A 12,653-nucleotide genomic window follows, 5' to 3' on the forward strand; every position below is an offset into this window, starting at 1 on the left:
GTGATACTGGCGGCATCGTTTTTTGTTATGTTTGACGTTTCTTATCAATCCTAGATAATTCTCAAACTGGAAAAACAATCTTATTAGATTGCATCTTAACTGAATGTCAGAGAAGTTTTGATTTTGTCTATTTGTCCACTTAAAATTGATTGAATACCTAATTTATCTTGCAAATTTCGAGGTTGTCCATATAAATCGGGAAGCCCCCTAAAAGGTTCAACACACACAAATGGTGCATTTTGATTTTCCGGTGACCAGATTGCTAGATATGGAAAATCAGCAAGTGAAATTTCAATCTGATTGACACTAGAAAGATTGGATAGACTTACACTTTCTAAATTTTCTGTATCTACTATTACTAATCCCTGGTTCAATAGCGAATAACTAAGTGGAAAGACGCCATTTTCTAACGTTTCCAACGAACTAGTTCCATTTATAAATGGCGCAGGATTGACCCGCAGTCGTCTAATTTCTTTAATCCGCGGTTCAAAAATCAACTGGTAGTGATCCAGTGTTCCTTTAATATTAAAACCGGGGTGTAAGCCTAATGAATAATACATCGTGTTATCATCTACATTTTCAATCTGGTAACAAATCTCTAAACGATTATCCACTAATTGATATAGTACTTCAAAACGATAATCGAACGGGTATTTTGCCAACGTTTTCAAACTAGAGACACTCTGCAATTTCACAAAGTTATAGTCACTGGCTATCACTTGAAATTCTTGATCCCGCAAAAACCCATGCTGGTTCAACTCATATTTCCGACCTCGATATTTATACGAATTGTCATTTAAGCGGCCAATAATCGGGAATAGAATGGGAGCATGTCGTTGCCAATATTGCTGATTCACATCATTCCAAATAACATTTACGCCACTCTCAAGTAGCTCTACAGACTGGATTTCTGCACCTAAATTACTAATAACAACACGAATTTTCTCATTAGTAATTTTAATTGTCTGCACTTGCCATCACCTCGTTAACTTCGACCATATCATAATATTTTTGATATTGGTCTGGATCTACGCACCCTGTCTTTTCTTGCATGGTGTTTAACAATCCCATGGTCATACCGTTTTTCAACACATCCACTGCTGGCGCACCATCATCAAGCTTCATTGCTAACCCAGCCAGCGTTGAATCGCCCGAGCCAACTGGATTTTTCACTTTAATTTTGGGAATACGAACACGATAAAAATTGTCTTGATGTTTAGCAAATGCACCTTTGGCTCCTAATGAAACAACAATCCATTCAATTCCTGAAAAAATCGGCTTACTCAATGTCTTTACAAGCATGGAATCATTAGTAACATCAATATGTTGATTAACAAGCGCTTGTAGCTCTGCTTCATTTGGTTTAATCAACATTGGTTTTGCAGGAGCTGTTATTGCATCCATCAACGATTCTCCAGAAGAATCTAGTAAAACTTTACAGCGTTCCTGCTTTCCAATTGTAATCAACTGTGCATAGAAATCACTTGCCACCCCTTGAGGTAACGACCCTGACATTGTTATCAATGAATAGTCGCACAGCATTCTTTTGAAAAACTTTTTAAAAGTGACTTGATCATTTTCGGAAATAGTTGGTCCTTGTTCTAATAATTCTGTTTGATCGCCACTATCATGTAGAATTGCAATTGAATTACGTGATTCCTGTTTAATCATATAAAACTCATTATCGATTTGATCACTATCTAAATGATCTTTAATATAGGCACCAAAATGCCCACCCAACATTCCAGTCGCAACAACAGACTGCCCCATCGTTGAAATTACTCGGGTGACATTGAGTCCCTTTCCGCCTGCAGTTTTGTTCACTTTGCTTACTCTATTTACATCATTCAAATTCAGATGATTTAATGTATATGCCATATCAACTGATGGATTCATGGTTACCGTTAAAATCATTGCCTTCACCCCATATCATCAATACCAAAGAACGTCTAACAACCTTAGTTATTAGACGTTCTTTCTAAGCGTCTAGATATACTGCATTACAGCAACCTTAGTAGTCCATGGCGTTGCTGTTTCAGCCAACACCTGGTTCAAGCGCTCAATATTTTCCTTGCCTTCAGTTTGTAGCCATTTACGTCCTGCGTCATCACTCTCATTGGCGAATAGCTGCGTACTATGCTTCCAAGTTGCACGTCCACATAAGACACCATTAAATTTACAGCCTGCCTGGCTAGCAAATTTTAGTTCTTCAAGAAACATTTCATTTGAAACGCCTGCACTCAGAAAGATGAACGGAAGATTTGTAGCATCACTTTCTTCCTTAAAGTAATGGGCTGCTTCATCCTGTGAGTACACTGCATCGACATCTTTATCCGTAAACCCTGCGACATAGGCCATGTTTACAGGAACTTCAACTTTTAGCACAGTAACACCATACTTAGGGTCTGAAAACTCCTTAACGGTTTCGATAACCTTGTGCGGTTTTACTTTCGCATATTCAGCAGATTTTACATCATCAATATTTGCATCATATGTGAGTAATTCTAAGAAAAATGGTAAATCATTAGCTGCTGCTTCAGCACCTACACGCTCAACAAATGCTTGTTTGCGTTCATTGACAGTTTGACTTTCGTCAACATCATAATATAATAAGAATTTAACAGCATCTACGCCTGCTTCTTTCAAGCGTTTGATTGACCACTGTGTTAGTAAATCGGGAAAGCGTCCCGGTTCGGTGATATCATATCCAGTCTTTTCGTACGCCATTAGTAGACCTGCATTAGAATCCCGCAATTCTGATGCTGGCAGCCCATATTCTGGGTCTAATAAAATTGACGAAGCAAACGGTGTTAGTTCTTCAGAAATAGCCTTTTTAAAGTTAATAACATCATTCGTAGTTGCTGGCTTACCGCTTTTAGTGGTAAGCATTTTTTTTAATGATCCCCGTTGATCAATTGCTAATGCAGCAATGATATCTTGATCATTAGACAAACGTTGTAACGCACTGTACTTATTTTCACTTACAATCAAAGCCATAATTTATCTACTCCTAACCCCGTGATTTTCCACCAGACACATTGACAGTTTGACCTGTCATATAACTCGAACGATCAGACAAAAAGTATGTCACTAGATTGGCAACTTCACTCAATTTTCCGCTTCGACCTAATGGAATAGTTGATGTCTTAGCATATCCTGCCCGTAATTCTTCAATAGTTTCATGTCGTGAATATGCCAAGCCTTCCTCGTATGATAAAGTCCTTAAAGCAGTAGCTTCTAACACCCCTGGTGCGACGCCCACAACTCGAACATTGTATTGGCCTAATTCCTTAGACCACGCACGTGTAAAGCCATTGATTGCACCTTTGGTTCCAGAATACATGCTTGCACCTTGTGAACCCTCAAGGCCAGATTCAGATGACATATTTACAATCACGCCATGTTTTTTATTTACTAGAACCTTAGCAACTGCTGACGACACTAAAAATACGCTCTTGACATTAACATCGAACATTTTTTCATAATTTGATTCATTAATTACATACTTACCGTCTGGATCGGTTGGATCCACCAAAATACGCGGAATGTTAATCCCTGCATTGTTGACGACGCCATCAACGGTTCCAAAATTTTTAATTGATTCAGAAACCATATTATCCACTGCATCTTTCGATGTAACATCAGTCTGTACAAAAGCTAGATTTTCATCTTGAATCTTACTTGGATGTAAATCTGCATCCACGACCTTGGCACCAGCATTGAGCAATGACTCAACGATTGCGTTACCGATACCTGACGATCCACCAGTTACAATAATCACTCGATCTTTTAATCCAAGCCAATCTTCAGTTTGCATAATATAATCCTCCTATTGTTCAGTATTATCTTTATATAATCGACTGCGTTTGTATGAAATATACGTGTAGATAAAAGCGCTTACAAACAGAACTAAAATAATCACAAACCCAATGCTCATCTCCAGGGTAAAGCCCTTAGTCAGTAAATAGGTAATTGGACTGCCAGCTTGATCTAGAGAAGAAACTTTTTTGCCAGCTGCTAATACGCCAGTTGCTCTTCCTAGCCTATCTTGTAATGTCCACATTTGATTAGAGATCCACAACGTGATGGTCATGATAACAGTCCCAGAAATTAAGGTTCTGAAAACATTTCCATGATGCACACCGGTGGCAATTGCTATAAAGAAACCAATTGTCGCCAAATCTCCAAACGGTAGAATCTTATTACCAGGCATAAGCATTGCAATAAGAATAGTCAACGGAACAAATAACAAGGATGTTGCAATCACATTAGAGTCTCCAAGTAATAAAGCAGGATCCATACCAATTGTAAAGTTGCCACCCTTGAAGCGCTTATCCATAATCTTTTTAGCGCTTTGGGAAATAGGAATAAGACCTTCCATGATATATTTGACGACTACTGGCATTAAGACCATAACAGCAGCCATTTGAATCGCCAGTTGCAATGACTTTCCAATTGTAAACTTTGCGAGTAATCCAATTACAAATCCTAGAAATGCACCAACAATTGATGGTTGGCCCAGCACTCCAAGCTTTTTCTCCACAGTTTCCGACGTCAAATTAATCCTATTTAATCCTGGAATCCGTTCAATTAAATCATCGATTGGCTTAGCGAAAATCCCCATATAAGCAGATGTACCGTGTGGAATCGAAATTCCTTCTAGACCAAAATAACCATCTGTAACTGGCTTAAAAATATCACCTAATTTGTAAGCAATTGCTGCATGTACACAAATACCAATAATTCCCCAAACAAAGCTTCCAGTTGCAATTTGCACAATTGCACCAGTAAATGCCATATGCCAAATATTCCAAATATCAACATTTACCACTTTAGTTTGTCGAGTAACCAACATTAGTACGTTTACACCAATAGCAACTGGAATTGCAATCAGTCCCATATTTGATCCCCATGCCATTGGCGATGTACCTGGCCAGCCAATATCAATCACATTTAATCCCAAATTAAAATTTTTAGCCATTGCTTCGGCTGCCTTGCCTAAATTGTTGGTCAATAATGAAATAACAAGGTTGATTCCAACAAAACCAATCCCAATTGAAATTCCAGACTTTAATGACTTACCAATTCCTTGGCCTAACAATAAGCCCAAAATGAAGATCACAATAGGAATCATGACACTCGCACCTAGATTAACAATATACTGTATAACTTGCATTATTCCACCTCATTTCTAATTAGCAACTTGAATATCAATCCCACTCTCTTTTAATCTTTCCCCTTGCTTCGAATCTAAATCGTCAACAATTAGTGTATCAATCTCATCTAGATCTGCTATTCGATTCTGATAAACCAAACCTAATTTAGAATGATCAATGCCAACTACAACACGTTCACATTGAGCAATTGCTGCCCGGCTAATGGCGGCTTCTCCTCGATGATGATTGGTCAATCCACTCTTGGCAGTCAGTCCGCTCCCAGAAAAGAATCCAATGTTGAAACTTAAGCTTCTAATTGCTGCGATAGCAACATTCCCATAAAGTGATTCTTCGTTCTTACGCACATCACCTCCTAAAACAAAAACATTGATGTCATCGAATTTATACAGATAATTAACAATCGGTAGAGAATTAGTGACAATAGATAAATTTTTGTGATGACTAAGTGCTTTTGCAATTTGTAAGCAAGTCGTACCGTAGTCTAAAAATATAGTATCTCCGTCATTAACAATTCCTGTAGCCGCTTTTGCAATTGCCTCTTTAGCAAAAATATTGGTATTTAAACGCTTAGCATAAGCAGTTTCGTGGTTGACCATGTCTAACACGGCACCACCACGAATAATCTTGATTGCAGCTGACTGTGATAACTCATATAAATCTCGACGTGCAGTTTCTCGCGTAACATCAAATTGCTCACTTAAATCGTGAATTTTAACACTGCCATCTTCACGAAGCATCTTATAAATCTGATTTTGTCTTTCCTTACCATTCATAACGTGGCCACCTCTAATACTTAATTCGAAAATATTTTCATAACTAAACATACCACGTTTGTCAAAAAATGCAACACATTGCAAAATATTTTTTTGCAATGTGTTGCAAGCAGATTAAGAAAGCGCTATCATATACCTGAAAGTTAATTCTGATTTATTCTAGAAAACTTTATCAAAATAAGTGGAGATGATTGTATGGCCTATGATTTTATCAACCAAAAATTAATTTTTCCCAGAATGAAGTTTAGCGACCGCACCACTGCATTGTCCTTTCTTGCCGATCAACTAACAGATAATGATTATGTAAAAGCGTCGTTTAAACCTGCCTTATTAGAACGTGAAAAGTCGTTTCCGACTGGCTTACCAACTGGAAAGGTTAAGGTTGCAATTCCTCATGCAGACTGGCAAAACGTTAATTATTCAGGTATTGCAGTAGCAACTCTAACAACACCCGTCAAATTCAATAATATGGCTGATCCTGAAAGTGAACTTGAAGCTTCAATAATTTTCACACTAGCCATTAATGAACCACATGGACAAGTCAAATTACTCAAGGAGTTAATGAAAATCGTCCAAGATCAGTCGCACTTAGAAAAATTATTAAGCTATGAAAACAATAATGATCTGTTCATTGATTTAAAAAGCACTTTTTCGGCACTTAACGTCTAGATTCAAAAGGAGAGTAAAATAAAATGAAAAAAATTCTTGTTGCATGTGGATCCGGAATTGCCACTTCAACCGTTGCACGTAATAAATTAGAAGAAGATCTACAGGCGCGTGGTATCAATATGAATAATATTTCGATGGAACAAACTTCCATTCCACAAATTCCATCAATGGCTTCCGATTACGATTTGATTATCACCACTGCCCGGTATAAAGAAGATGTAGGCGTACCTGTTATCAATGGATTATCATTTCTAACAGGAATTAATGAAGATCATGCTGTTGATGAGATTATCGAAACACTGAACGTAGAATAATTTTCCAATATAATAATCTTGATAAAACGCAAAAGGCCTAGCTATCCCAACTAGGTCTTTTGTGCATCTCATCTTTTATCCTAATTAATCACCCCGCCACCAGTCACCCCATAAATCTGGGCGGTAACATAGCTCGCGTCGTTAGAAGCCAGGAAGACGTAGACTGGCGCCAATTCAGCTGGCTGTCCAGCCCGTTTTAACAACGTATCCTGACCGAACTTCGGCAGTGCTTCAATTGGTTGCCCCTGATCCAATTGTAATGGTGTCCAAATCGGTCCCGGCGCGACGCCATTGACCCGAATCCCTTTTTCGGCCGCTTCTGCCGCGAAGTTGATCGTCCAGTTTTTGATGGCCGCCTTAGTCGCCGCGTAGTCCATCAGGTGCCCACTTGGCGAATAGGCTTGAATCGACGTGGTCGTCACAATGCTGCCCCCAGCCGGCATGTGTGGCAGGGCCGCCTGCGCAATCGCCATCATCGCCACGATGTTCACCTGGAAGGTCTCCTGAACTTGCTTAATTGGTAATTTCTCAAGTGACGGCTGTGAAATCTGTTGACCGGCATTCAAGACCAGCGTATCCAAGCCACCAAAGGCCGCAATCGTCTGGTCGACTAAATCAGCCGCGACGTCATCCTGCTTCAGATCACACGGCAACAGAAGCGACTTGCGCCCCGCTGACTCAATCAGCTTGGCAACTTGCTTGGCATCCGCTTCTTCACCTGGCAAATACTGAATCGCAACGTCCGCGCCTTCGCGTGCAAACGCAATTGCAGCGGCGCGCCCGATGCCCGAGTCGCCGCCCGTGATTAGGACACGGCGATTCAATAGCTTATCATGACCTTGATAGCTTTCTTCGCCACAGTCTGGCTCAGGTTGCATCTTCGTCTGTAATGCGGGCGTCGGCTGGTCCTGCTTCTCAAAACCGTCTGTCTTGTATAACTTGCGTGGATCATGTAAATCTGGTTGTGTCATTGTGTGGGCCTCCTTTATTTGAATACACACACCATACCGGAAATTTCGTCAAAACGACAGCCAAATGCATAAGTTTATACTAACAATCTTTATTAGTGTATCTCTTTACGTTCAACTAAATTCTTGTCATAATACGGCGTTGTAAAAGTTGATTGTTGCCCACGGACTCTTTGAAAGGAGCACTATTGTTATGATTGACCACTACCTGATTCAACCTGATGGCGTTACGACCACTTCTCGTGACAACGCCAACTGGATCGTCCTCCAAGATGCGAGCGACGACGAAACTCAGCAAGTAATTGACACCTATGAGCTGCCCGCCAATATTTTCGACAATGCCAATGAGGGTGTCGAAGTTTCAGAACTCAAAAAGCTGAAACACACCCGTTTTGCCACCAGTTACTCGCTCGTCCTGACGAACCTCTCCGCTGCGACCGACGACAGCATCGAAGAACGATTGGAACCACTCTCGTTTGTGGTGGCCGACCAATTTTTAATCACGTACGTCTGTCAGGATTCGACCTTTATCGAGCGCCTGCTTGAGCAACATGCCACCGAAATCACCTCGAATGAATTACTCGTCAGTTACGCCATCCTCGAGATTTACGAGCACTACGTTATGGAATTGACAGCGCTTAAAACCACGATTGACGAACTCGACCAAGCGGCGCGCGAAACGACGCGTAACGATGAGCTCTTCCGTCTGGCAAACACCCAACGAACGATGGTGTTCTTAGACCAGACCTTACAAGACCAGGCGAAAACGCTTGAGGCGATGTTCAATAACGACGACTATTTACAAAAATTGAACAACGAAGCGCTACAGTATGATATCGAATTGCAACAACGCTATGCCGATAAATTGGTCCGCACTTATCGAGATTTGCTTGAAACGATTGGCGGGCTATTCTCCGACATGATGGACAATCGCCTCAACCACTTAATGAAATACCTCGACTCCGCTGGACTGATTATTTCGATTCCGGCCTTGATTACTGGAATTTGGGGAATGAATACGGGCGGTCTTCCCGGCGAAGATAGCCCCATGACTTTCATGATCGTCATCGGCCTGTCAGCCGTTCTCGCAATTGTCGCCGGGGTGCATTTGAAAAACAAGGACTTTTCGGAGTAGTACCAATCAACCAAGTTTCCGTATTAGGACTCACCGCGCACAAAAAATCCGCCTGTTAAGTGTGTCTCCACAACTTAACGGGCGGATTTCGCTACCGTTGATGCCGATACCACCGATAATAAATCAGCATGGCGGCACCGCCAATCAATAATGCGCGCAACACCCAACTCACGGCCCACCACGTGATGAAAACCTTGATAAGCGTGATGCCATCGTTAATCGTCATTATTCTGAGCCCCTGCGAGTGCTGCAAACTGGTTGAGTTTACGCTGAAAGTCTCGCTGCATCACCGGTTTAATTAATGGCAATGGTAGCCAACTCGGCGCCTCTTCCAGTAAACTGACTTGCTCATCGACCATGGTCTGCCCGCTCGCATCCGCAGTCAGCGTAAACGTGACTTGGTACGCAAGCTGGTCGCCGACACCCTGGTAGATGACCTGGTTATCATGCGTCGTTACTCGCAAATGTTCTGACGGATTAAGTCCAGCCCCAGCCCGCTCAAGCATGTAACCGTCCATTGCTGGTGCGACAGTGGTTACCGCAGTCGCCCACATTGGCAAATTCAATGGATCCGCTAACAAGCGCCGAACAGTTGCTAAACTGGCATGTGCCAAAATGCGATTGGTAAATAAAGTCTTTGTCATGATGTAACCTCCAAAGACGGCAACAATGCTTGCATCCCATCCGCACCAACCACACTTGATGAATGTGACGCCCACTGACATCGTCCCGCCCGTTTTGTTAGTTGGTGGTTACAATGTACGCGCGCCTGTAGATGATTGAAAATCAGTATACTGATAAAAACAACTAAACTATGCGTGAAATAGTTGAAAAATTAGTGGGAAATGAGCTTAAGCGGCTGCTTCTGAAATTAATAATTGGCATATTTTAATCATGACTAATTCAATGTTCATAACCAAATGCAAAGCCAACACTGGTTATCCGAACTCATCATGCACTTGCTCATGGAACAGCTCGCGAAACACCGCTGAGCGCTCGGAAGCTTGTTGTGCTGCAGTGGTGTCATTTGCTTCCAGGGCTAACTGGGCAAGTAGCTGATAACAATTGGCCAGCATATAATGTGAATTATGAGCAGTCGCAAAAGCGATCCCAGCAGTCAGACGGTTCATTGCTAATTCGGGAGCGTGCTGTTGATAAGCAACTAACCCGGCCAAATAGTAGACGATATTCAGGTTTTCTTCATATGGGCCGGCTTCAATATCTTGTAGTGCCTGTGTCACTAGTGTTTCAACGTGGGCGGCCGCGTAATGGGCTGTTTTGAACACTGCTAATGAAATCAGCGCCAACCGTGAAAGCGTCGTTAACGGCGCATTCGGCGTTGCCATTCCGAGCGCCAGTTGGATGTGTTGTATCGCGTCAGCGCTCATCGCATCGACTTGCCAGCACGCGATTCCTAAATAATAGTAATAAGCTTGCGTCTGCTCATCTGTTTGGACGTAAGTTAAGGTCGCCGGAGCCAGTAGAAAGTCCTTCAACGCTTGATACTGGTGAGCGTTACAAAGCATTTCGACACGGTGATTAAAACTCGCATCAGCGCTGATGGCGAAATTACCCGCCAATTTCAAAGCACTGACGGCGACGTTCAATCGCTGACACAACGCTAACAACAAGCGGGCGTTTGGCACATAGCGGTCATGTTCAATGGCCGACAACATCGACTGGGCACAGATGTCTTGCGCAACTTGGTGCTGGGTCAGGTGTTGCGCTTGACGTGCGGACTTAAGTGTCGTTCCTAAAGTTTGCACCGGTTCATCACCTCCACTTTTTGATTGCCATCCAACCAGGTACGGCCACTGGGGCTACGAACGTTCAGCCAATGATGGTTATTAGACCTAGTGTACTAAAACAGGCCTAAAATCAGTCAAAAAAAGTACCGTTTCCCGACCCCCTTGGCCAGTAAACGATACTTTGGAATTTCACTTAATTAACATGCCGTTCGCGCACTTGGTACCAGATAATTCCGGCGACCCCGAACACGATTGGTCCGACCAGCATCCAAATCGTATTTTGAAACTTGCCCGTCTCTAGGATTGGTTGGATCAACGTAAAGACGTTGGCACCCAGCACAACAATAAAGACGACCCAGCTAATGATTTTGGTCCAGGTCAAAGATTTGTAGACTTCAAACGGTTTGATGATATTTTGATTTTCCTTGAACTTTGGAAACGCATAGAGCAAGAACAAGTATGGCAACGTCATTGAAACGTTCGCCATCAGCGTCAAAACGTTATAAAATGCGGACGCATCCGTGGTTGCGAAAGAGGCGACCAGAATGATCACAATGACGATCACACATTGAACCATCATGGCATAACTAGGCATCCCCGCTTTGTTGAGTTGGGTAAACTTCTTCGGCCACAGTTCCTTAGGCGTTCCCAAAATCAACGTTTTCAATGGCGAATAGGTCAACGTGAAGAAGGCCCCACTGTAGGCGAGGAACATTCCTAGCCCGGTGTAGCGTGCAAACCACAGGCCTAACGTTTTGGCCGCGGCCGCACTTAATCCGAGTGATTGTCCCAAGACATAACCCAAGTTTTGCATCATGACATAACTAATATTCCCCAGGTTGGTCGTTGGGTTCGATAGGACGGCTTGCCAGTTCGTGCTGATTCCCCAGCAGAAGATGCCCAGGCCGTAACCTAACGTAATCACGATCGCTGAAATGATGATGCCCCGTGGAAATGTTTTTTCAGGATTCTTAGTCTTATCAACCATCCCACCGAGCACTTCTAGGCCCCCGTAGGCAAAGATGGCGAAGACTGCGAATCCGAGTAACCCGACTGGATGTTGATAGCTCGGGTTAGGTGACGTCAGCACGTGCTGTAAGGGTTGCGCGAACTGACCATGGTTTAACGCCAGAACGACGCCGGACACGACTAATAGGATCGCAGTCAAGCTGGTGACCGCCAAGCCCCCGAGACTGGTGACCCGCACAATGCCCTTCATCCCTTTGATTGAAATGAAGGTGACGAGCACCATCCATAAACAGGATAAAATCCCAATCATTTGCGTGGCGTTTAGACCAAACATGGCAAAACGCTGAGTTTGGTCACTTCCAAAGAAGATGGTCGTGAATGGAATCCACACCTTTGCAGAGGTCGACACCAACCAAATGATGTACGACGCAAACCACATGAAGGTCCCCACGAACGCGAATTTCGCGTTAACACTCACTTCCAACCATTTGTACATCCCGCTGCTGTCAGATTTGACCGCGGCACCAAATTCCGCCATCATCAGTGCGAACGGAATGAAGAACAGCACGGCAGCGACCAGGTAAAATAGAATAGAACTATAGCCCATTAAATAATACGCAACCGTACTATTGGCAAAACCAAAAACGGTGGTGAAGATCATCATTACTAATGCAATTAGCGTAATCTTCTCATTATCTTTTGTTGCCATTATTGCACTTCCCCTTTTATACTGTTGTAAAGCTTAGCTCATTTTAAGATTACCGTAAGCATGCAATAAAGCGCTTTAGTTTTCCTAACAATCGGATGATTTTTCCATGTGATAATCGGTCTAATTATTAAGTTGTTCCATTGAGAAATAATTATTGACGCTAACTATTTCATTAAGGAAATATTCATTTA

The 12,653-nt window shown here is 42.5% G+C and carries 14 protein-coding genes; 3 read left to right on the top strand and 11 right to left on the bottom strand.

Translation table 11 applies throughout. The features are described 5' to 3' along the window. Nucleotides 1-95: 95 nt before the first annotated feature. The 6 genes from KGF65_RS07665 to KGF65_RS07690 all read right to left on the bottom strand — a co-directional run bounded on the left by KGF65_RS07665 (nt 96) and on the right by KGF65_RS07690 (nt 6,049). Complete coding sequence (locus tag KGF65_RS07665) at nt 96-971, bottom strand: aldose 1-epimerase family protein (protein WP_216748219.1); 876 nt, start codon at nt 969-971, stop codon at nt 96-98. Next, nucleotides 958-1,914: a hexose kinase gene (locus KGF65_RS07670; protein ID WP_213472831.1), complete on the bottom strand. Its 957-nt coding sequence runs from the start codon at nt 1,912-1,914 to the stop codon at nt 958-960. Before KGF65_RS07670 ends, KGF65_RS07665 begins: the two co-directional genes overlap by 14 nt. A 72-nt stretch (nt 1,915-1,986) precedes the next feature. Beyond that, nucleotides 1,987-2,997, bottom strand: coding sequence for a tagatose-bisphosphate aldolase (gene lacD / locus KGF65_RS07675; protein WP_101872876.1), 1,011 nt, complete (start codon nt 2,995-2,997; stop codon nt 1,987-1,989). 13 nt (nt 2,998-3,010) lie between these two features. Then, nucleotides 3,011-3,817: an SDR family oxidoreductase gene (locus KGF65_RS07680; RefSeq protein WP_216748218.1), complete on the bottom strand. Its 807-nt coding sequence runs from the start codon at nt 3,815-3,817 to the stop codon at nt 3,011-3,013. 12 nt (nt 3,818-3,829) lie between these two features. Further along, nucleotides 3,830-5,176 (bottom strand): PTS galactitol transporter subunit IIC, encoded by a 1,347-nt coding sequence (locus KGF65_RS07685; RefSeq protein ID WP_101872874.1) that lies wholly within the window; start codon nt 5,174-5,176, stop codon nt 3,830-3,832. Between the two features lie 15 nt (nt 5,177-5,191). Continuing rightward, nucleotides 5,192-6,049 carry a DeoR/GlpR family DNA-binding transcription regulator gene (locus KGF65_RS07690; RefSeq protein WP_146127361.1) on the bottom strand — a complete coding sequence of 286 codons (858 nt, stop codon included), beginning with the start codon at nt 6,047-6,049 and terminating at the stop codon, nt 5,192-5,194. Between the two features lie 96 nt (nt 6,050-6,145). Here KGF65_RS07690 and KGF65_RS07695 point away from each other — a divergent pair, with 96 nt between their 5' ends. Both KGF65_RS07695 and KGF65_RS07700 read left to right on the top strand, forming a co-directional pair. Beyond that, nucleotides 6,146-6,619 carry a PTS sugar transporter subunit IIA gene (locus KGF65_RS07695; RefSeq protein WP_216748217.1) on the top strand — a complete coding sequence of 158 codons (474 nt, stop codon included), beginning with the start codon at nt 6,146-6,148 and terminating at the stop codon, nt 6,617-6,619. 23 nt (nt 6,620-6,642) lie between these two features. After that, nucleotides 6,643-6,933: a PTS sugar transporter subunit IIB gene (locus KGF65_RS07700; RefSeq protein WP_101872871.1), complete on the top strand. Its 291-nt coding sequence runs from the start codon at nt 6,643-6,645 to the stop codon at nt 6,931-6,933. An 80-nt stretch (nt 6,934-7,013) separates the two neighbouring features. Here the strand turns inward: KGF65_RS07700 and KGF65_RS07705 are convergent, their stop codons facing one another. After that, complete coding sequence (locus KGF65_RS07705) at nt 7,014-7,904, bottom strand: SDR family oxidoreductase (RefSeq protein ID WP_101872870.1); 891 nt, start codon at nt 7,902-7,904, stop codon at nt 7,014-7,016. 190 nt (nt 7,905-8,094) lie between these two features. Here KGF65_RS07705 and KGF65_RS07710 point away from each other — a divergent pair, with 190 nt between their 5' ends. Then, nucleotides 8,095-9,036 carry a magnesium transporter CorA family protein gene (locus KGF65_RS07710; protein WP_101872869.1) on the top strand — a complete coding sequence of 314 codons (942 nt, stop codon included), beginning with the start codon at nt 8,095-8,097 and terminating at the stop codon, nt 9,034-9,036. Nucleotides 9,037-9,127: 91 nt separating this feature from the next. Here KGF65_RS07710 and KGF65_RS17275 read toward each other — a convergent pair whose 3' ends face one another. The 4 genes from KGF65_RS17275 to yjeM all read right to left on the bottom strand — a co-directional run bounded on the left by KGF65_RS17275 (nt 9,128) and on the right by yjeM (nt 12,462). After that, nucleotides 9,128-9,262, bottom strand: coding sequence for a hypothetical protein (locus tag KGF65_RS17275; protein WP_257790728.1), 135 nt, complete (start codon nt 9,260-9,262; stop codon nt 9,128-9,130). After that, nucleotides 9,252-9,680, bottom strand: a complete 429-nt coding sequence (locus KGF65_RS07715) for an SRPBCC family protein (RefSeq protein ID WP_101872868.1) — start codon at nt 9,678-9,680, stop codon at nt 9,252-9,254. Before KGF65_RS07715 ends, KGF65_RS17275 begins: the two co-directional genes overlap by 11 nt. A gap of 294 nt (nt 9,681-9,974) precedes the next feature. Next, the gene (locus tag KGF65_RS07720; protein WP_216748216.1) at nt 9,975-10,802 is read right to left on the bottom strand and encodes a helix-turn-helix domain-containing protein; all 828 of its coding nucleotides are present in this window, start codon (nt 10,800-10,802) and stop codon (nt 9,975-9,977) included. 175 nt (nt 10,803-10,977) lie between these two features. Continuing rightward, nucleotides 10,978-12,462: a glutamate/gamma-aminobutyrate family transporter YjeM gene (yjeM, locus tag KGF65_RS07725; protein WP_088770729.1), complete on the bottom strand. Its 1,485-nt coding sequence runs from the start codon at nt 12,460-12,462 to the stop codon at nt 10,978-10,980. Between the last annotated feature and the right edge of the window lie 191 nt (nt 12,463-12,653).

It is taken from the genome of Lactiplantibacillus sp. 30.2.29 (genome assembly GCF_018991255.1).
Taxonomy (GTDB): domain Bacteria; phylum Bacillota; class Bacilli; order Lactobacillales; family Lactobacillaceae; genus Lactiplantibacillus; species Lactiplantibacillus pentosus.